Below are 19627 nucleotides of genomic sequence, written 5' to 3'. Positions count from 1 at the left end.
ATCCTACGGGGGACCACTGACTGCGAGGCACCGCTCACCGCGGTCCGCTCTCCCCGGCGGGCTCAGTACGCCGGGAGGGTGCGCGGACCGAGGTCGTCACGGGCGGGCGGCGGGGCCAGGCGTACCGAGGCGCCGAGGACGCTCACGCCGTGAGGGGCGACGACGACCGGCTCCAGGGTGACCGCGACGACCTCCGGATGATCGTGGACCAGCCGCGAGACCCTCAGCATCAGCTCCTCCAGCGCGGGGGTGTCGACCGGTGCCGAACCCCGCCAGCCGAACAGGAGCGGGGCCGTCCGGATCGATCGCACCAGAGAGGTCGCGTCCCGGTCGGTGACCGGGATCAGCCGGTGCGCCATGTCCCCGAGCAGTTGTGAGGGAGGCCCGGCGAGACCGAAGGACAGCACCGCTCCGGCGGCGGGGTCGATGACCGCGCGGACGAGGGTGTCGACGCCGCGCGGTGCCATGCGCTGCACCACGGGGCGCAGCTCGGCCGGGGCACCGAACAGCTCCGTCAACTCGGCGTACGCCCGGCGGAGCTGGTCCTCGTCGGCCAGGTCCAGACGGACGCCGCCCAGGTCGGCGCGGTGCCTGAGGTGCGGGGCGGTCGCCTTGAGGGCCACGGGGTAGCCGAGGCTGCGCGCCGCCCCGGCCGCGGCGTCGGGGGTGGGTGCGGGCAGGGCGCGGTGCACCTGGATGCCGTACGTGCCCAGCAGGTCACAGGTCTCCTCACCGGCGAGGGTGAGGCCCTGTCCGCGTGTGAGCAGTCCGTCGATGAGCGCGGCGGCGCCCCTGACGTCGATGTCGTCGTACTCGGGCACCTTGCCGGGCTCGGCGGCCTCCCGCCGCCACTGGGCGTACGCGACGGCCTGGGCGAGGGCCCGGACGGCACGCTCGGAAGCGGGGTAGGCGGGGATGAGGTGGGCCCCCTCGGGAGGTACGACGGGAGCCGCGGGGCCGCCCGCGGCAGCCGACGACGGTGCGGCGCCGGACGGCCGGGATGCCGTGCCCCGCGGTGCGCCCGTTTCCCGCGGCGCGCTGTCCGGCCGTGCGTCCGGTGCACGCGCGGGCGCGTTGTCCAGCCGTACGTCCGGTTCCTGCACCGTCCCGTCCACCGCCGTCCGGGACTCCGCTCCCGCGTGTCCCCGCGGTGCGTCGCGCTCCCCCGCCGGGCCGTTGCCCGTCCGCGGCGCGGGGGCGCCCGCCGGCTGGGGTGCCGTACTGGTCGCCGCCGACAGGGCCTCCGCGAGGCCGCCGAGTTCGACGTGGACCACGAGGACCGGCTTGGCCGGAGCGGCGGCGGCGGCCGAGCGCAGCGCCTGGGCCAGGGCCGCGTCACCGACCGACCCCTCCCCCACCGCCGGTATCGCGGTCACGACGACCGCGTCGCTGGTGTCGTCGGCCAGCGCATGGGCGAGCGCGGCGTGGAAGTCCGCCGCCGACGCCGCCGTGGTGAGGTCCAGCGGGGGGTGCGGACGGAGCCCCTCGGCCAGGCAGGCCTCATAGGTGAGCAGGCCCAGGGACTCGGAGTTGCCGAGGATCGCCACGCGGGGCCCGGCCGGCAGGGGCTGGCGGGCGAGCAGCAGGCCCGCGTCGACCAGTTCGGTGATGGTGTCCACGCGGATCACCCCGGCCTGGCGCAGCAGCGCGGACACGGTTTCGTGGGGCAGCCGGGTCGCCCGGACGGCGTGCCCCCGGGGCCCCGCGCCGTGGCGGGCGCCCTGGACCACGACGAGCGGCTTGGCCGCCGCGGTCCGGCGGGCGAGGCGGGTGAACTTGCGGGGGTTGCCGATGGACTCCAGGTACATCAGGGCGACGTCGGTGTCGGGATCCTCGTACCAGTACTGGAGGACGTCGTTGCCCGAGACGTCGGCCCGGTTGCCCGACGAGACGAAGGTGGACACGCCGGTGACGCCGGTGACGCCGCCGCCGCGCCGGTGCAGGCGCGACAGCAGGGCGACGCCGATCGCGCCGGACTGGGCGAACAGGCCGATCCGTCCCGGCCGGGGAGGCTCGGGGGCGAGCGAGGCGTTCAGCCGTACGTCCGGGGACGTGTTGATGACGCCGAACGCGTTCGGGCCGATGATCCGCATGCCGTACGAGCGCGCCTGCCGTACGAGGGCACGCTGGCGCTCGCGGCCGTCGGGCCCGGACTCGGCGTAACCGGCCGAGACCACGACGAGCCCCTGCACGCCGTGCTCGCCGCACTCGGCGACGATCTCGGGGACATGCTCGGCGGGCACCGCGACGACCGCCAGGTCGACGGGGCCGTCGACGGCCCGGACGGACCGGTACGCGGCGACCCCGTCGAGCTCCTTCCGGTCCTCCGCGAAGGCCTTGTTCACCGCGTAGAGCCGCCCGGTGAAGCCGGCGTCCCTGATGTTGTCGAGGATGCTGCGCCCCACACCGCCGGGTGCGCGCCCGGCGCCGACGACGGCGACCGAGCCGGGGGCGAGCAGCCGCTGCACCGAGCGCGCCTCGGCGCGCTGTTCGCGCGCGTACTGCACGGCCATGGAGCGGTCGGTGGGCTCGAGATCGAACTCCAGGCGTACGACGCCGTCCTCGAAGCTGCGCTTCTGGGTGTACCCGGCGTCGGTGAACACTTTGATCATCTTGGTGTTGGCGGGCAGCACCTCGGCGGCGAACCGGCGGATGCCGCGCTCCCGGGCGACGGCACCGATGTGTTCGAGCAGCGCGGAGGCGACGCCCCGGCCCTGGTGGGCGTCCTGCACGAGGAAGGCGACCTCGGCCTCGTCGGCCGGTGAAGCCGCGGGCGTTCCGTCGGGACCGATCCGGTCGTAGCGTACGGTGGCGATGAACTCGCCGCCGACCGTGGCCGCGAGTCCCACCCGGTCCACGAAGTCGTGGTGTGTGAAGCGGTGGACGTCCTTCGCGGACAGGCGGGGGTAGGGCGCGAAGAAGCGGTAGTACTTCGACTCGTCCGACACCTGCTCGTAGAAGCTGACCAGGCGCTCGGCGTCATCGACGGTGATGGGGCGGATGCGCGCGGTGCCACCGTCGCGCAGCACCACGTCGGCCTCCCAGTGGGCGGGATACTCGTGCCTGTCCGACGCGATCTGCATGAGCCCCAGAGTACGGCTCGCGTACGGCAACGGCGCGAGGCAGTGTGTGGTGGACGGCAGCCGGACCGAGGCCGCGGTCCGGCTGTCACCGGGAGCGGGCACGCATGCCGCTCCCGGCACGCTTCACGATGTGGGAAACTGGTCTAGACAACCCTGAACACCGAAGGGCAGCAACACATGGCTGAGCGCCGCGTCAACGTCGGCTGGGCCGAGGGTCTCCACGCCCGCCCCGCCTCCATCTTCGTCCGAGCCGCCACGGCCGCAGGCGTCCCGGTGACGATCGCCAGGGCCGGGGGCGACCCCGTCAACGCGGCCTCCATGCTCGCCGTCCTGGGCCTGGGCGCCCAGGGCGGCGAGGAGATCGTCCTCGCCTCCGACGCCGAGGGGGCCGACGCCGCCCTGGACCGGCTGGCGAAGCTGGTCTCCGAGGGGCTCGAGGAGCTTCCCGAGACCGTCTGAAAGGAAACAGAAGGCGCGGGGCGCTGAATCAACAGACGCCTCCACAATCTCCGAAAGGCCCGTCCGGACCACCGGGCGGGCCTTTCCCTTTTCCCGCTCCGCCCTTTTCAGGGCAGCAGAAAAGACCCCGAGTTGTGCACCTCTTTTGTATACGTCACCCGTGTTAAGGGCGCAGACTCGGCATGTTTACGGGATGTTGCGCGTTCCTCACACGGCCCGCGCGGCCGGCGCGCCCGGCGGCGCCGGAGCCGAAACGCAGCCGGTGCCCGGCGCTCGCACGCTCGGCGTGCAGCGCCGCGACGGCCCGCGCCCGGTCGCCGTCGCCGCGCGCCACCGCGTCCACGATCACGCCGTGCTCCGACCAGTGCTCGACCGGGTCGGGCGGTCCCTCGGTGACGTACATCCAGGCGATCTTGTGCCGCAGCTGGGTCAGCGTCACCCTCAGCGCCGGACTGCCACAGGCCTGGGCGAGCGTCTCGTGGAACCAGCCGCTCAGGGAGCGCAGGTCGTCGCTGTTGCCCTGGCGGGCGCGCTCCTGGCCCAGCCGGACCAGGCCGCGCAGCACCTTCAGGTGGGCGTCGGTACGGCGCTGGGCCGCGCGGAAGGCACCGAGCGGTTCGAGGAGCACGCGCATCTCCAGCAGGTCGGCGGCCTCCTGCTCGGACGGTTCGGCGACGCACGCGCCAGCGTGCCGCCGCGTCACCACGAAGCCCTCGGCCTCCAGCGTGCGCAGCGCCTCGCGGACGGGCACGCGGGAGACTCCGTAACGGCGGGCGAGGAGTTCCTCGGTGAGCCGGCTGCCGCGCTCGTGGACACCCGCGACGATGTCGTCCCGGATCGCCGTGCACACCGAGTGCGCGGGAATACGCATGACCGACCTCCGGCTTAATCCCCGTGAAACGCCGACGATTGACGTCCGTTCCGTGACTCTATTGCAATCGACGGCAATTTCCGACGGCGGGCCGGAATCCATGCATATTTTTTGGACGAGCGGCGCCCCCGGAACGCCGAAAGCCCCGGCTCGGGAGCCGGGGCTTCGTCTGGCGCGGGTGCGCGCGTCTCAGAGGCTGACGCCGTGCGCGCGGAGGTAGGCGACGGGGTCGAGGTCGGAGCCGTAGTCGGCGCCCGTGCGGGCCTCGAAGTGCAGGTGCGCGCCGGTGACGTTGCCGGTGGCGCCGGAGAGGCCGATCCGCTGGCCCGCGGTGACCTGCTGCCCCACCGAGACGGCGATGGACGACAGGTGCCCGTACTGGGTGTACGTGCCGTCGTTCATCCTGATGACGACCTGGTTGCCGTACGCGCCGCCCCAGCCGGCCTCGACGACGGTGCCGATGCCGACCGACTGGACGGGGGTGCCGCTCGCGGCGTGGAAGTCGACACCGGTGTGGCTGCCGGACGACCAGACGGCGCCGCCGCTCTTGTAACCGGTCGAGACGTACGAGCCGGGGATCGGCGAGACGAAGGTGTTGAGGCGCTCGCGCTCGGCCTCACGCGCGGCGCGTTCCTTCTCCGCGCGGGCCTTCTCGGCCTCCTCCGCCGCCTTCTCCCGCGCCGCCTCCTCGGCGGCCTTCCGCGCGGCGGCCTCGGCCGCCTCGCGTGCGGCCTCGTGCTGGGCGGCCGCCTGGGCGTCGATCCGGTCGGCGACCGCGTCGCCCAGGGTGACCACGGGGGTGAGGCCGGTCTGCGCGGTGGCGGGCCCGGCGGCGAGCGCGGGAGCCGCGAGGGAGCCGACGACGCCGGTGCCGGCGAGGGCCGCGACGCCCGCCGCGCGGGCGGTGCCGCGCTGCACGCGGCTGGGACGGCGGTGCTTCCCGGTGGCGCGGGTGAACGCCATGTACAGGTTGGTCCTTTCCTTCCCTCTCGCCTACCGGGTTAGCTGACGGGTTCGGAGCAGGAAGGTCTCCTACGGACCCCCTCGCGACACGCGCGGGCGTCCGATTCACCCCAGGGACTGGATGGGTCCCCGGCTCCCCTGGCTCGCGCCGTACGGGGACTCGGCGATGGCTGTCCGCTGCCGCGGGTGCGGCGCACTGCCCGACGAACAGCCCGGATGAAGCTAAGCGGGACCGCCCGCAATCCCCAAACGAATCGCGCGTTTTGTAGCGCATCCCACAGGGCAGACAGGCAACCTCCGCCCCAATTCGGGCATAAGCGGGCCCTGGTGACGTTCGTGTCGCCAGGGCCCGTGCGCGTGTGCCCGCCGGCGTCGCGCTACTCGGCCGTCACGACGGTGACTTCGCCGATCCCGAGGGCCTCGACCGGTGCCTTGATCTGCGCCGCGTCACCGACCAGGACGGTCACCAGACGGTCGACCGGGAAGGCGCTCACCACCGCCGCGGTGGCCTCCACGGTGCCGGTCGCGGCCAACTGCCGGTAGAGGTCGGCCTGGTAGTGGTCCGGCAGGTGCTGCTCCACCTGGTCGGCCAGGGTGCTCGCGACGGCCGCGGCGGTCTCGTACTTGAGCGGCGCCACGCCCACCAGGTTCTGCACGGCGACGTCGCGTTCGGCGTCGGTGAGCCCTTCCGCGGCGAGCGTGCGCAGCACCTTCCACAGGTCGTCCAGGGCGGGGCCGGTGTGGGGCGTGTCGACGGAGCCGCTGATGGCCAGCATCGCCGCGCCCGAGCCGTCCGGGGCGGACCTGAGGACCTGCCCGAACGACCGCACGCCGTAGGTGTAGCCCTTCTCCTCGCGCAGGACGCGGTCCAGGCGGGAGGTGAGGGTGCCGCCCAGGCAGTACGTGCCGAGCACCTGCGCGGGCCAGACACGGTCGTGCCGGTCGGGGCCGACCCGCCCGATCAGCAGCTGCGTCTGGACGGCGCCGGGGCGGTCCACGATCACGACCCGGCCGGTGTCGTCGGCGACCACCGGCGGAGCCGGCCGCGGCCGGCCCGGGGAGCCGGTCCAGGCGCCCAGGGTGTCGCCGAGCAGCGCGTCCAGGTCGACACCGGTGAGGTCGCCGACGACGACCACGGTCGCCGTGGCGGGGCGGACGTGCTTCTCGTAGAAGGCGCGCACCGCCGGGGAGTCGATGCCGGCGACCGTCTCCTCGGTGCCCTGGCGCGGCCGCGACATGCGCGAACTCGCAGGGAAGAGCTCCTTGGACAGTTCCTTGGCCGCGCGGCGCGAGGGGTTGGCCAGCTCGTGCGGGATCTCGTCCAGGCGGTTGCGGACGAGGCGCTCGACCTCGCTGTCGGCGAACGCCGGTGCCCTGAGGGCGTCGGCGATCAGCCCGAGCCCCTTGGGCAGCCGCGAGGCCGGCACCTCCAGGCTGAGGCGGACACCGGGGTGGTCGGCGTGGGCGTCCAGGGTGGCGCCGCAGCGTTCCAGTTCGGCGGCGAACTCCTCGGCGGAGTGCTTGTCGGTGCCCTCGGAGAAGGCGCGCGCCATGATCGTGGCGACACCGTCGAGTCCCTCCGGCTCGGCTTCCAGGGGTGCGTCGAGGAGCACCTCGACGGCGACGACCTGCTGGCCGGGGCGGTGGCAGCGCAGGACGGTCAGGCCGTTGTCGAGGGCACCGCGCTCGGGGGCCGGGAAGGCCCAGGGCTTGGCCTCGCCCGCCTGCGGCCGGGGGTGGAAGTCCATCGTGGCGAGCTCGGTCACTTCGCCGCCTCCTCGTTGTTCTCGTCGCTGCCGGCGGCTGCGGCGGCTTCCTCGGTGTCCTCGGTGTCCGGGGCGACGGGCTCGTAGACGAGCACCGCGCGGTTGTCGGGGCGCAGGCGGCTCTTGGCGACCTCCTGCACCTCCTCCGCCGTCACCTCGAGGACGCGCTGGACGGCGGTCAGGGCGAGCTGCGGGTCACCGAACAGGACGGCGTACCGGCAGAGTTCGTCGGCGCGGCCCGCGACCGTGCCGAGCCGGTCGAGCCACTCGCGCTCCAGCTGGGCCTGGGCGCGTTCCATCTCCTCGGCCGTGGGGCCCCGCTCGGCGAACCGGGCCAGTTCCTCGTCGATGGCGGCCTCGATGACCGGCACCTCCACGTCTCCGGACGTCTTCACGTCCAGCCAGCCCAGGGAGGGGGCTCCGGCGAGCCGCAGCAGGCCGAACCCGGCGGCCACGGCCGTGCGGTCGCGGCGCACCAGCCGGTTGTAGAGCCGCGAGGACTCGCCGCCGCCGAGGATCGTGAGCGCCAGGTCCACGGCGTCGCACGCACGCGTGCCGTCCTCCGGCAGCCGGTAGGCGGCCATCAGCGCACGGGCGGGGACCTCCTCCTCCACGATCTCGCGCAGCTGCTCGCCGATGACGTCGGGCAGGGCGCCGTCGCGCGGTGCGGGCTTGCCGTCGTGGGACGGGATGGAGCCGAAGTACTTCTCGATCCAGGCGAGCGTCCGCTCCGGGTCGATGTCGCCGACGACCGAGAGCACGGCGTTGTTCGGCGCGTAGTACGTGCGGAAGAACTGGCGCGCGTCCTCCAGGGTGGCCGCGTCCAGGTCCGCCATCGAGCCGATGGGCGTGTGGTGGTACGGGTGGCCCTCCGGGTAGGAGAGGGCGGTGAGCTTCTCGAAGGCGGTGCCGTAGGGGACGTTGTCGTAGCGCTGGCGGCGCTCGTTCTTGACGACGTCCCGCTGGTTCTCCATGGACTCCTCGTCCAGGGCGGTCAGCAGGGAGCCCATGCGGTCGGCCTCCAGCCAGAGCGCGAGTTCCAGCTGGTGGGCGGGCATGGTCTCGAAGTAGTTGGTGCGCTCGAAGCTGGTGGTGCCGTTGAGGGAGCCGCCGGCGCCCTGGACCAGCTCGAAGTGACCGTTGCCCTTCACCTGGGCGGAGCCCTGGAACATCAGGTGCTCGAAGAGGTGAGCCAGACCGGTGCGTCCCTTGACTTCGTGACGTGAGCCGACGTCGTACCAGAGGCACACCGCGGCGACCGGGGTCAGGTGGTCCTCGGAGAGCACCACGCGCAGGCCGTTGGCCAGGCGGTGCTCGGTCGCTGTCAGGCCGCCGGAGCCTGCCTGGGCTGTGGCCGTGTGACCCATGGGCATGTACGTCCCTTCACTGCGGAGACGGTCGTCTGAAACCGCCGTTTCTGCCGGTCCTGCCACTGTATGCAAGCGTGCGGACGGCGGGCGAAGTTCCCGCCCGGGGGCGGCTACGCCGAGAGCGAGAACCCGCTGGGGCGGGTGGTACCGGTGTGGTGGACGTGCCCGGACGCGGACGCCGTGACCACGGGCGCCGTGACCGCGTGCGGCACGGGCCGCTCGCGCGGCGTACCCTGCTCGCGCCGCCGCACCCGCCGAACCGACCGGTCGGAGCCGGGTCCTGGTCCCGCCTGTCAGTGCAACAGTCCACAATGGTCCGCGTCAGATCCCGTCCCACGCTTCAGCAAGGAGCCGGCAGCGATGGCCCGCCGCAGCACGAAGACCCCGCCGCCCGACGACTCGTACGAGGAGAAGATCCTCGACATCGACGTCGTCGACGAGATGCAGGGCTCCTTCCTCGAGTACGCGTACTCGGTCATCTACTCCCGCGCCCTGCCGGACGCGCGCGACGGGCTGAAGCCGGTGCACCGCCGCATCGTCTACCAGATGAACGAGATGGGCCTGCGGCCCGAGCGCGGCTACGTGAAGTGCGCCCGCGTCGTCGGTGAGGTGATGGGCAAGCTGCACCCCCACGGCGACGCGTCGATCTACGACGCCCTGGTGCGCATGGCCCAGTCGTTCTCGATGCGTGTCCCCCTGGTCGACGGCCACGGCAACTTCGGCTCGCTGGGCAACGACGACCCGCCCGCCGCCATGCGGTACACCGAGTGCCGGATGGCCGAGGCCACCAGCCTGATGACCGAGTCCATCGACGAGGACACGGTCGACTTCGCGCCCAACTACGACGGTCAGGAGCAGGAGCCGGTCGCCCTGCCCGCCGCCTTCCCGAACCTCCTGGTGAACGGTGCGTCGGGCATCGCCGTCGGTATGGCCACCAACATGCCGCCGCACAACCTGCGCGAGGTCGTCGCGGCCGCGCGCCATCTGATCAGGTACCCGAACGCCGACCTCGACGCCCTGATGAAGCACGTCCCGGGCCCCGACCTGCCCACCGGCGGCCGGATCGTCGGCCTCTCCGGCATCCGCGACGCGTACGAGACGGGCCGCGGCACGTTCAAGATCCGTGCGACGGTCACGGTGGAGGACGTGACGGCGCGCCGCAAGGGCCTGGTCGTCACCGAGCTGCCCTTCACGGTCGGCCCCGAGAAGGTGATCGCCAAGATCAAGGACCTGGTCGGCTCGAAGAAGGTCCAGGGCATCGCCGACGTCAAGGACCTCACCGACCGTGCGCACGGGCTGCGCCTGGTCATCGAGATCAAGAACGGCTTCGTGCCGGAAGCGGTACTGGAGCAGCTGTACAAGCTGACGCCGATGGAGGAGTCCTTCGGCATCAACAACGTGGCCCTGGTGGACGGCCAGCCGCTCACCCTCGGCCTCAAGGAGCTCCTCGAGGTCTACCTCGACCACCGGTTCAACGTCGTGCGCCGGCGTTCGGAGTTCCGCCGCGGCAAGAAGCGTGACCGTCTGCACCTGGTCGAGGGCCTGCTCACGGCGCTGGTGGACATCGACGAGGTCATCCGCCTCATCCGCTCCAGCGAGAACTCGGCGCAGGCCAAGCAGCGCCTGGTGGAGCGCTTCTCCCTCAGCGACGTCCAGACCCAGTACATCCTGGACACGCCGCTGCGCCGCCTCACCAAGTACGACCGCATCGAGCTGGAGGCCGAGAAGGAGCGGCTGAACGCGGAGATCGAGGAGCTGACCCGGATCCTCGACTCGGACGCGGAGCTGCGCAAGCTGGTGTCCGCGGAACTGGCCGCCGTGGCGAAGAAGTTCGGCAACGACCGTCGTACGCTCCTGCTGGAGTCGGCCGGTGCGTCCGCCGCCGCCGTACCGCTGCAGGTGGCGGACGACCCGTGCCGTGTCCTGCTGTCGTCCACGGGTCTGCTGGCCCGCACGGCGAACGACGAGCCGTTCGGCGACACCTCCCGCGCCAAGCGGGTCAAGCACGACGTGATCGTCTCGTCGGTACCGGCGACGGCCCGCGGCGAGATCGGCGTCGTCACCTCGTCCGGCCGCCTGCTCCGGCTGAACGTCGTGGACCTGCCGCAGCTGCCCGAGGAGATGCCGACGCCGAACCTCTCGGGCGGCGCCCCCCTGGCCGAGTTCGTGTCCCTGGAGGACGACGAGCAGGTGGTGTGCCTGACCACGCTCGACGAGGCGTCGCCCGGCCTGGCGATCGGCACGGAACAGGGCGTCGTCAAGCGCGTGGTGCCCGACTACCCCTCCAACAGGGAGGAGCTGGAGGTCATCACGCTCAAGGAGGGCGACCGGATCGTCGGCGCGGTGGAACTGCGTACGGGCGAGGAGGACCTGGTCTTCATCAGCGACGACGCCCAGTTGCTGCGCTATCCGGCGGCGCAGGTCCGCCCGCAGGGCCGCCCGGCGGGTGGTATGGCGGGCATCAAGCTCGCCGAGGGCGCGAAGGTCATCAGCTTCACCGCGGTCGATCCGGCGGTGGACGCGGTGGTGTTCACGGTCGCGGGCTCGCGCGGCACGCTGGACGACTCCGTCCAGACGACGGCCAAGCTCACCCCGTTCGACCAGTACCCGCGCAAGGGCCGGGCCACCGGCGGCGTGCGCTGCCAGCGGTTCCTGAAGGGCGAGGACTGCCTGTCGCTGGCCTGGGCGGGCCCGGTGCCGGCGCGTGCCGCCCAGAAGAACGGCACCGCGGTGGCGCTCCCGGACCCCGACCCGCGCCGCGACGGCTCGGGGGTGTCCCTGCAGAAGACGGTGTCGGTGGTGGCGGGTCCGGTGTCCTGAGAGCACTCGGCCGGGCGGGCCCGGTGTCCTGAGAGCACTCGGCCGGGCGGGTCCGGTGTCCTGAGAGCACTCGGCCGGGCGGGCCCGGTGTCCTGAGGGCGCTCGGGCCGGCCTAGGCCGCCGGGTCCTCCGCCGTCCGGCGGACATAGCGCAGAACGCCCCACATGCCCTGCTCGTCGGCGTGTGGGACGTCGTCGCCCAGGCACGCCTCCAGCTCCGTGTGGAGGGCGGCGGTGTCGATGTCCGCCCCGATGAGGACGAGCTGCGTGAGCCGCTCCGCCCCGGCCGGCCAGGGCTCGGGGTGGAACCGCAGGAAGCGCCCCACGGCATGCACGGCATACCGGTTGCCGGTGTCGTACGGCCCGAAGTCGACGTAGCCCTTGATCCGGTACAGCCCCGCGGGCCGGCTGTCCAGGAACCGGATCAGCCGCCGGGGATCCAGCGGACGCCCGCGGACGAAGGAGAGGCTGTCGTACCCGGCGTGCAGATGCCCGTCGTGCCCGCGGTCGTCACGGTGCAGGTCGTCGAACGACAACTGCCCGACGCGCTCCTCGCTCGGCCGGCAGTCGAAGAGGAACTCGGGGTCGACACGGCCGTGCGTGGCGGGCACCACGGCGGCGCGGTCGACGAGGGACCGGACGAGTCCCGTCACCCGCGCGGCGTCCGGCACCCGGTCGACCTTGTTGACGACCACCAGGTCGGCGAGTGCGAGGTGCCGGTCGATCTCGGGGTGCCTGGCCCGGGTGTCGTCGAACTCGGCTGCGTCCACGACCTCGACGAGTCCGCCGTAGACGATGTCCGGGTGCTCACTGGCGAGCACCATGCGCACGAGTTCCTGCGGTTCGGCCAGGCCGCTGGCCTCGATGACGATGACGTCGATCCCGGCGGACGGCCGGGCGAGCCGCTCCAGGTACTCGTCGAGTTCGCTGCTGTCGACGGCACAGCACAGACACCCGTTGCCGAGCGACACGGTCGAGTCCCCAAGGGCTCCGGCCACGGCCATGGCGTCGATCTCGACGGCCCCGAAGTCGTTGACGACGGCCCCGATACGACTGCCACCGCTGCGGTGGAGGAGATGGTTGAGCAGGGTGGTCTTCCCCGAACCCAGAAACCCGGCCAGAACGACCACCGGAACGTGCCGACCGCTGTTCCGCTCCACGACGCGCCCTCTCCCACTCGTGTACGCCGCCATGCGCCCCGGCGTACCTCCGACGACTCCACCGGCGCCCCAGGATACGAGCGACTCCGACCGGCGCGAAGTGCACGATTCCTACCAGCGTGTGCGGGGCAGACGTTGGGCATGGCGCCGGTGTGTGCGACCCTCCTTTCCTCCGTGCGCCTTCCTCTCCGCCTTCCCGCCGATCAGAGCCGCTCGGCACCCTGGAAGGCGGCAAGCGCCGCCCACCGCTCGCCGGTCCCTCCCACCACCCACGCCACCCGACGACCGGCGGACGGCGGCCCGATCGGGGGTAATTGACATGGCCACAAGGAATGCCGCAGCAGGAAGGTTTCTTCCCCTTGCCGCGGCGGGGATGGGTTTTCTCGCGGGCGCCGTCACCGCGCTGGCGGCCCATCAGCGCAGCGGCTGCGCACTCGGCGAGCGACTCGAACGCCTGGAGCGCGCTGCGGGCGACGCCCAGCGCACGGCGGCTCTCGCCCACCAGCACCGGCTGCACTGGGAACTGCTGAGCAAGGCTATGGACGATGAGAACTCCGCGTTGATGGAGGTGCTCGACGCGTACGATCCGACGGTTCCTCCGAAGAAACAAAGGCAATTCCTCTACGCGAACGCGATGTACACCAGCATGGTGTTCAACTACCGCATCGGCAACCTCAGTCGGGAGCAATTCTACGGGTCGGTGCGCGGCATGTTCCAGAATCCGATCTGCCGTGAATACTGGCACGCGACGGAGCACCACAGGTCGACCCTCGACAGCGCGAGCGAGGAAGCGCGGCTCGGATTCCTCGTCGACCGCCTCCTGCGGCAGCTCGAGGAGTCGGACAGCGACGAATGGTGGGTGGTCGGCGAACTGCCGCCCGACGGGCCACCCCCCGGCACCATGCCTCCCGAGGCCTGAGGTGCCTGCCGGCACGCGCCGGCGGGCGGGACGCCCGCACTTTTTCGGGTCAAATATCGGCAAAGCCGTGGCAGGCGTGCGCGAAGGAGACTCTCCCGTCCGGGCGCGCGGCAGGTCGCGCACCCACACGCCACCTCCGGAACCTCCGACCTCGTTGCCAGGACCCGCAGAAAACGCTAAAAATAGTCCGCACCTGACGCGTAGTCACACGTTCGTTCCTGGTGCAGCAGCTGTGCTGCACCACCAGATCCGGTCCAGGCACTGTTTCCAAGGGGTGCAGCCTGGAAACCGGAAGGACAGCACGTGAGTCACATTGTCCGTCGGATCGGGCCCTCTCCACGGGCCCGAGGATGTCAGACCGGTCAGAATTGCCCGGACATCTTCGAACTCTCCGACGGTAATTTCGCCGTTATCGGCACCGAGGCCACCACACGCCTCGATCCCGAACTTCCCCCGGACGCGGCGCGAGCCGACTACGAAAACATCGTCGTGATCAGCCGCGAGACACTGATCCGGGCCAAGGCGGACATCCCAGACGCCTGACGACCGGGAAAGGCCTGCGTCCGCCACGAACGGGCGCAGGCCCTTCCGGCCGGACGGAGCGGACACGGATGGGTCAGCGAGCCACCTGGAGGCAAGTCAGGTTAGGCTCACCTCTGTGAGTACGTGCTCAGCTCTCTCCCGCGAGCTCGACGAGCCGGTCGCCGGGACCGCGGCCACCGCGAGGACCTGGCTGCTGCTGGAGCAGCCCGGGCCGTGGGGTGCCAAGGCGCTCACGTCGAGTCACCTCGATCCCGCGCTGGGCCGGACCCTGGAGTCCGCCGCGCAGGGCACCGGGGTGCGGATCGCGCTCATTCGCCGCCCCGGGCGTCACGCGGACCGCCGGGTGCCCGCCACCCGCCGGATGTACGTGGCCCACACCGTTCCGGGAAACGTGTGGCTGCACACCGCCACCGTCACGGACCCCGAACGGCTGCTCGATCTCGACTTCGCCGCGCTCGGCCGCGGCGAACCCGAAAGCTTCGCGGCGACGCTCGGCGGCGTGCCCCACCAGGGCGACCCGCTGGCCCTCGTCTGCACCAACGGCAAGCGGGACCGCTGCTGCGCGCTGCTCGGGCGGCCCCTGGCGGCCGAGCTCGCCGCCTCGGAGGTCGAGGGCGTCTGGGAGGTCACCCACCTCGGCGGTCACCGCTTCTCGCCCACGGTGCTCGTCCTGCCGTACGGCTACGCGTACGGCAGGGCCGAGGCGCATGCCGTCAAAGGCGTGCTGCAGGGCGCGCGGGAGGGCCGGATCGTGGTCGAGGGGTGCCGGGGCGCCTCCGCCTGGGAGCGGCCAGGCCAGGCGGCCGAGCTGGCCGTCCGGCGCGCGGTGGGCGAGTACGCCGCGGAGGCGCTGAGCGTCGTACGGACGGACGGCGCAGGGCCCCGCTGGGAAGTGACCGTCGCCCACGCGGACGGGCGGCGCTGGCTGGTGGAGGTCGCCCAGGGGGCGTCCCTGCCACCCCGTCCGGAGAGCTGCGGATCGGTCCTGGGCTCGCCCGCGCGGATGGACGTGGTGGACGTCCGCGAGGTGACCGTGGCGGCGCTGGCGAGCTGACCGCCGCGGCAGGCGAGCTGACCGGCGGGACACGGCAGGGGTGCCCGGGAGATCCCCGCCACACCCCCGCGGCAGCCGGCACCCCGCCACGTACCGTCTTGGGCATGAGTTCCGTTCCCCCCGCACGCCGTCTGCGCCTCGGCCTGCCGCGGCGGGTGTTCTCGCAGGTCCTGCTGATGCAGCTGGCGATCGCCGCGGGGGTCGCGGTGCTCGCCACCGGCCTGTTCCTCGCACCGCTCGGCGACCAGCTGGACGACCAGGCGATGCGCCGGGCGCTCGCGATCGCGCAGACCACCGCCCAGCAGCAGCGGATCGCGGACGACCTGCGGAGCACGGCACCGACGCCGGACGGACCGGTGCAACGGGAGGCGGAACGCATCCGGACGGCCACCGGCGCCGAGTACGTCGTGGTGCTGGACGAGCGGGGCGTGCGCTGGTCGCACACCGACCCGCGACGGATCGGGGGTCTGGTGTCGACCGACCCCGGCGAGGCGCTCGCCGGGCACGAGGTCATGGAGATCGACGAGGGCACCCTGGGCCGCTCCGCGCGGGGCAAGGTGCCACTGCGGGACGACGAGGGCGAGATCGTCGGCGCGGTCTCGGTCGGCATCGCCTACGACAGCGTCCGTGCGCGGCTGATCCACGCAATCCCGGGCCTGTTCGCCTACGCCGGCGGTGCCCTGGCCGTGGGCGCGTTCGCGGCCTGGCTCATCTCCCGGCGGGTGCAGCGGCAGACCCGCGACCTGGCCTTCTCCGACATCGCGGCCCTGCTCGCGGAGCGCGAGGCCATGCTGCACGGCATCCGGGAGGGGGTCGTCGCCCTGGACCGCGGCGGCCGCGTCCGCCTGCTGAACGACGAGGCGCAGCGCCTGCTGGGGATCGGCGAGGAGGCCGTCGGCCGCTCCCCCGACGAGGCGCTCGGCGCGGGACGCACCTCCGACGTGCTGGCCGGCCGGGTGACCGGCACCGACCTGCTCACCGTCCGCGGCCGGCGGGTCCTGGTCGCCAACCGCATGCCGACCGACGACGGCGGCGCCGTGGCCACCCTGCGCGACCGCACGGAGGTGGACCGGCTCGGCCGGGAGCTGGACTCCACCCGCGGGCTGATCGACGCGCTGCGCGCCCAGGACCACGAGCACGCCAACCGCATGCACACGCTGCTCGGCCTGCTGGAGCTGGAGATGTACGACGACGCCCTGGAGTTCGTGGGCGAGGTCGTCGGCGACCACCGGGCCACGTCGGAGCAGGTCACCGAGAAGATCCACGACCCGCTTCTCGCCGCCCTGCTGGTGGGCAAGGCGACGGTCGCGGCGGAGCGCCAGGTGGCCCTCCGGATCTCGGACCGGACCCGGCTGCCGGACCGGCTCGTCGACCCCCGGGGACTCGTCACCGTCGTCGGCAACCTGGTGGACAACGCCCTGGACGCCGCCGCCGGGACGCCGCACGCACGCGTGGAGGTCGAACTGCGCGCCGAGGGGCGTACGGCGGTCCTTATGGTGCGGGACACGGGGCCCGGGGTCCCATCCGACCGGCGCGAGGTGATCTTCGCCGAGGGCTGGTCGACCAAGGAGCCCCCGGCCCACCGTGAACGGGGCATCGGACTGTCCTTGGTGCGCAGGCTCGCCGAGCGGCAGGGCGGCAGGGCGAGCGTGGGGGAGGCGCGGGGCGGAGGCGCGGAGTTCACCGTGGTCCTGCCCGAGGCCCTGACCGAACCGGGCGCGGGACCCGCGCTCACCGGGGCCCCCGCCCCGCGGACCGCCGAGGAGGAGTCACGATGATCGAGGTCCTGGTGGTGGACGACGACGTGCGGGTCGCGCGGGTCAACGCCGCCTACGTGGACAAGGTGCCGGGCTTCCGTGTCGCCGGCACGGCACACGGCGCGGCCGGGGCACTCGCCGCCCTGGCGGCAGTGCCCCGGCCGGACCTCGTCCTCCTGGACCACTACCTGCCCGACGGGACGGGGCTCGAGGTCGTCCGGGAGATGCGCCGGCTCGGCCACCAGACCGACGTGATCATGGTGACGGCGGCCCGTGACGTGTCCACCGTGCAGGCGGCGATGCGCCAGGGCGCGCTGCAGTACCTGGTCAAGCCGTTCGCCTTCGCCGGGCTGCGGGCCAAACTGGAGGCGTACGCGGAACTGCGCCGTACCCTCGACGGCGGCGGCGAGGCGGAGCAGGCGGAGGTGGACCGCATCTTCGGCGCGCTGTCGGCGCCGGCCGAACCCTCGCTGCCCAAGGGGCACTCCCCCACCACCGCGGAACTGGTCCGGCAGTCCCTGATGAACGCCGAGGGCCCGCTGTCGGCCCAGGAGATCGCCCGGCGCACCGGGGTGAGCCGCCAGACCGCCCAGCGCTATCTGAAGCTCCTGGAGCGCACCGGACGGGCCACGCTGACCCTCAGGTACGGCGACGCGGGCCGCCCGGAACACCGTTACGTGTGGGCGACCCGCGCCTGAGGACACGGCCCATGGGGGCGGGGGAAAGAACCGTGCCTTCCTTCCTTACGGATGCCGGCGCCGTACGTCTCCGCCGGCGCCCCGACCGTCCCTAGACCGCCCCCGCGCCCGTCAGTGAACGCACCTCGGTCTCCGCGTGCCGGGCCTCGTCGGGGACCTCGGCCGACGTGACCGTGCCGAGCCAGCCGGCGAGGAAGCCCAGCGGGATGGAGACCAGCCCAGGATTCTGCAGCGGGAAAAGCTGGAAGTCGGCGCCGGGGAAGAGCGCGTCGGGGCCGCCCGACACCACGGGGGACAGCAGGACCAGCGCCACGGCCGGGACCAGCCCTCCGTACACGGACCACACCGCTCCGCGCGTGGTGAAGCGGCGCCAGAACAGCGAGTAGAGCAGCACGGGGAGGTTCGCGGACGCGGCCACGGCGAAGGCGAGGCCCACGAGGAACGCGACGTTGAGGTCACGGGCCAGCAGGCCGAGGGCGATCGCGAGCAGGCCGATGCCGACCGCGGCGACCCGGGCCACGGCCACCTCGCTGCGCGGTGTGCCGCGCCGGCGTCGCAGGGAGGCGTACAGATCGTGCGCGACGGACGCCGAGGAGGCCAGCGTGATCCCGGCGACCACGGCGAGGATCGTGGCGAAGGCGACCGCGGCGACGATCGCGAACAGCACCGTCCCGCCCGTGGTGCCGGCGCCGCCGCCCAGGTCGAGGGCGAGCAGGGGCACCGCCGTGTTCCCCGACGCGTGCGAGGCGCGCACGGCGTCCGGTCCGATGACGGCGGCGGCCCCGAAGCCGAGCACGATCGTCATCAGGTAGAAGCCGCCGATGAGCCCGATCGCCCAGACCACCGAGCGCCGCGCCGCCCGCGCGGTGGGGACCGTGTAGAAGCGGGACAGGATGTGCGGCAGCCCAGCCGTGCCGAGGACCAGGGCGAGCCCGAGGCTGATGATGTCCAGCCGCGCGGTCCAGTCCCCGCCGTAGGCCAGCCCGGGCGCCAGGAACGCGTCCCCGTGCCCGCTGCGCCCGGCCGCGGTGTGCAGCAGCCGGTTGATGTCGCCGTGGAACCGCAACAGGACCAGGACGGTCAGCGCGACGGTGCCGCCGAGCAGCAGGACCGCCTTGACGATCTGGATCCACGTGGTGGCACGCATCCCGCCCAGCGACACGTAGATCACCATGAGGACGCCGACGCCGACGACGGTCCACGCCTGCGCGGCCTCGCCGGTGCCGCCGAGCAGCAGCGCGACCAGGCTGCCCGCGCCCACCATCTGCGCCACGAGGTACAGAACGGACACGGTGACCGAGGAGGTTCCCGCCGCGATGCGCACGGGCCGTTCCCGCATGCGTGCCGCGACCACGTCGGCGAGCGTGAACCGCCCGCAGTTGCGCACCAGTTCGGCGACCAGGAACAGGACCACCAGCCAGGCCACCAGGAAGCCCACCGAGTAGAGCATCCCGTCGTAGCCGACGAGCGCGATGAGTCCGGAGATGCCGAGGAAGGAGGCGGCCGACATGTAGTCGCCCGCGATGGCAAAACCATTCTCCATCGGTGAGAAGAGCCGGCCACCCGCGTAGAACTCCTCGGCCGAACCCTGCCGGTGGCGGCTCACCCAGGTGGTGATGCCCAGTGTGACGGCGACGAACACACTGAACAGCAGCAGGGCCGAGGTCTGGTGATCGTCCGTCACGAGGCACCGCCTCTGCCCCGCGCCAGCTCCTGGGTGTCCCAGCGCAGCTGAAGCGCCGCCCGGTCCCTGCGCAAGCGCGCGTGACGCACATAGGCCCAGGTGAGCACGAAGGTGGTGAGGAACTGGCCGAGTCCGGCGAGCATGCCCAGGTTCACGGCGCCCGCGACGGGCCGTGCCATCAGCCCCGGCGCGGTCGTCGCGGTCACGACGTACGCCAGGTACCAGGCGAAGAAGATCACGACCCCTGGGACGACGAACCGCCGGTACCGGCCGCGCACCTCCTGGAAGGCCGCGCTGCGCTGTATCTCGAGGTACACGTCGGCGGCCGCCGCGGTGTCCTGTTCGCATCGTGCCGAGGGCGCTCCCGCCGCTCGGGGCGACTCGCCCCAGCCCGAGGCCAGGGCGTCGTACCAGGGATCGTCGTAGCTCACGTCCCCCGCATTGCTTGGCTGCATGCCCAAGGATGGACAGAACGGGAAGA

The 19627-nt window shown here is 72.5% G+C and carries 15 protein-coding genes and 1 riboswitch; of the genes, 7 read left to right on the top strand and 8 right to left on the bottom strand.

The genetic code is table 11. From position 1 onward, the window contains the following. Nucleotides 1-62 precede the first annotated feature (62 nt). Nucleotides 63-3083: a bifunctional acetate--CoA ligase family protein/GNAT family N-acetyltransferase gene (locus tag BU52_RS07265; protein WP_037930360.1), complete on the bottom strand. Its 3021-nt coding sequence runs from the start codon at nt 3081-3083 to the stop codon at nt 63-65. Nucleotides 3084-3260: 177 nt separating this feature from the next. Here BU52_RS07265 and BU52_RS07260 point away from each other — a divergent pair, with 177 nt between their 5' ends. After that, nucleotides 3261-3542, top strand: a complete 282-nt coding sequence (locus tag BU52_RS07260; protein ID WP_037930033.1) for an HPr family phosphocarrier protein — start codon at nt 3261-3263, stop codon at nt 3540-3542. A gap of 163 nt (nt 3543-3705) precedes the next feature. On the opposite strand, the gene BU52_RS07255 is transcribed toward BU52_RS07260, so the two are convergent. The 4 genes from BU52_RS07255 to BU52_RS07240 form a co-directional block, all read right to left on the bottom strand. Further along, a complete protein-coding gene (locus BU52_RS07255; RefSeq protein WP_037930030.1) occupies nt 3706-4413 on the bottom strand; it encodes a GntR family transcriptional regulator in 708 nt (235 codons plus the stop codon). A gap of 189 nt (nt 4414-4602) precedes the next feature. Continuing rightward, nucleotides 4603-5376: a M23 family metallopeptidase gene (locus BU52_RS07250; protein ID WP_037930027.1), complete on the bottom strand. Its 774-nt coding sequence runs from the start codon at nt 5374-5376 to the stop codon at nt 4603-4605. 12 nt (nt 5377-5388) lie between these two features. Beyond that, nucleotides 5389-5552: riboswitch (cyclic di-AMP (ydaO/yuaA leader) on the bottom strand. Nucleotides 5553-5753: 201 nt separating this feature from the next. Then, entirely contained in the window at nt 5754-7142 is a 1389-nt protein-coding gene (locus BU52_RS07245; protein WP_037930025.1) for a M16 family metallopeptidase, read from the bottom strand. After that, the gene (locus BU52_RS07240) at nt 7139-8515 is read right to left on the bottom strand and encodes a M16 family metallopeptidase (RefSeq protein ID WP_037930023.1); all 1377 of its coding nucleotides are present in this window, start codon (nt 8513-8515) and stop codon (nt 7139-7141) included. Before BU52_RS07240 ends, BU52_RS07245 begins: the two co-directional genes overlap by 4 nt. Nucleotides 8516-8872: 357 nt before the next feature. On the opposite strand from BU52_RS07240, the gene BU52_RS07235 reads away from it, so the two are divergent. Then, nucleotides 8873-11332 (top strand): DNA gyrase/topoisomerase IV subunit A, encoded by a 2460-nt coding sequence (locus tag BU52_RS07235; RefSeq protein WP_037930020.1) that lies wholly within the window; start codon nt 8873-8875, stop codon nt 11330-11332. A gap of 112 nt (nt 11333-11444) precedes the next feature. Here the strand turns inward: BU52_RS07235 and BU52_RS07230 are convergent, their stop codons facing one another. Continuing rightward, a complete protein-coding gene (locus BU52_RS07230; protein ID WP_407702030.1) occupies nt 11445-12491 on the bottom strand; it encodes a CobW family GTP-binding protein in 1047 nt (348 codons plus the stop codon). A 319-nt stretch (nt 12492-12810) separates the two neighbouring features. Here BU52_RS07230 and BU52_RS07225 point away from each other — a divergent pair, with 319 nt between their 5' ends. The 5 genes from BU52_RS07225 to BU52_RS07210 all read left to right on the top strand — a co-directional run bounded on the left by BU52_RS07225 (nt 12811) and on the right by BU52_RS07210 (nt 17462). Continuing rightward, nucleotides 12811-13410 (top strand): DUF6082 family protein, encoded by a 600-nt coding sequence (locus BU52_RS07225; RefSeq protein WP_037930014.1) that lies wholly within the window; start codon nt 12811-12813, stop codon nt 13408-13410. Between the two features lie 303 nt (nt 13411-13713). Beyond that, nucleotides 13714-13953: a hypothetical protein gene (locus BU52_RS33305; RefSeq protein WP_235216275.1), complete on the top strand. Its 240-nt coding sequence runs from the start codon at nt 13714-13716 to the stop codon at nt 13951-13953. Between the two features lie 115 nt (nt 13954-14068). Beyond that, the gene (locus BU52_RS07220) at nt 14069-15007 is read left to right on the top strand and encodes a sucrase ferredoxin (protein WP_037930012.1); all 939 of its coding nucleotides are present in this window, start codon (nt 14069-14071) and stop codon (nt 15005-15007) included. Between the two features lie 104 nt (nt 15008-15111). Continuing rightward, nucleotides 15112-16785: an ATP-binding protein gene (locus BU52_RS07215; protein ID WP_037930010.1), complete on the top strand. Its 1674-nt coding sequence runs from the start codon at nt 15112-15114 to the stop codon at nt 16783-16785. Continuing rightward, complete coding sequence (locus BU52_RS07210; RefSeq protein ID WP_037930007.1) at nt 16782-17462, top strand: response regulator; 681 nt, start codon at nt 16782-16784, stop codon at nt 17460-17462. Before BU52_RS07215 ends, BU52_RS07210 begins: the two co-directional genes overlap by 4 nt. A gap of 91 nt (nt 17463-17553) precedes the next feature. On the opposite strand, the gene BU52_RS07205 is transcribed toward BU52_RS07210, so the two are convergent. After that, the gene (locus BU52_RS07205; RefSeq protein ID WP_037930005.1) at nt 17554-19146 is read right to left on the bottom strand and encodes a solute symporter family protein; all 1593 of its coding nucleotides are present in this window, start codon (nt 19144-19146) and stop codon (nt 17554-17556) included. Then, nucleotides 19143-19601 (bottom strand): DUF485 domain-containing protein, encoded by a 459-nt coding sequence (locus tag BU52_RS07200; protein WP_037930002.1) that lies wholly within the window; start codon nt 19599-19601, stop codon nt 19143-19145. Before BU52_RS07200 ends, BU52_RS07205 begins: the two co-directional genes overlap by 4 nt. Between the last annotated feature and the right edge of the window lie 26 nt (nt 19602-19627).

Origin of the sequence: Streptomyces toyocaensis (assembly GCF_000725125.1) — a bacterium.
In the GTDB taxonomy this organism is placed as follows: Bacteria; Actinomycetota; Actinomycetes; order Streptomycetales; family Streptomycetaceae; genus Streptomyces; species Streptomyces toyocaensis.
The sequence above is the reverse complement of the archived record's forward strand: the minus strand, read 5'-3'. Positions and strand labels throughout refer to the sequence as shown.

Bases quoted from the DNA above. Each gene is read 5' to 3' on its own strand.
- BU52_RS07210 (WP_037930007.1), top strand. From the start codon at position 16,782: ATGATCGAGGTCCTGGTGGTGGACGACGACGTGCGGGTCGCGCGGGTC.
- BU52_RS07265 (WP_037930360.1), bottom strand. From the start codon at position 3,083: ATGCAGATCGCGTCGGACAGGCACGAGTATCCCGCCCACTGGGAGGCC.
- BU52_RS07200 (WP_037930002.1), bottom strand. From the start codon at position 19,601: ATGCAGCCAAGCAATGCGGGGGACGTGAGCTACGACGATCCCTGGTAC.
- BU52_RS07225 (WP_037930014.1), top strand. From the start codon at position 12,811: ATGGCCACAAGGAATGCCGCAGCAGGAAGGTTTCTTCCCCTTGCCGCG.
- BU52_RS07240 (WP_037930023.1), bottom strand. From the start codon at position 8,515: ATGCCCATGGGTCACACGGCCACAGCCCAGGCAGGCTCCGGCGGCCTG.
- BU52_RS07250 (WP_037930027.1), bottom strand. From the start codon at position 5,376: ATGGCGTTCACCCGCGCCACCGGGAAGCACCGCCGTCCCAGCCGCGTG.
- BU52_RS07235 (WP_037930020.1), top strand. From the start codon at position 8,873: ATGGCCCGCCGCAGCACGAAGACCCCGCCGCCCGACGACTCGTACGAG.
- BU52_RS07255 (WP_037930030.1), bottom strand. From the start codon at position 4,413: ATGCGTATTCCCGCGCACTCGGTGTGCACGGCGATCCGGGACGACATC.
- BU52_RS07260 (WP_037930033.1), top strand. From the start codon at position 3,261: ATGGCTGAGCGCCGCGTCAACGTCGGCTGGGCCGAGGGTCTCCACGCC.
- BU52_RS07215 (WP_037930010.1), top strand. From the start codon at position 15,112: ATGAGTTCCGTTCCCCCCGCACGCCGTCTGCGCCTCGGCCTGCCGCGG.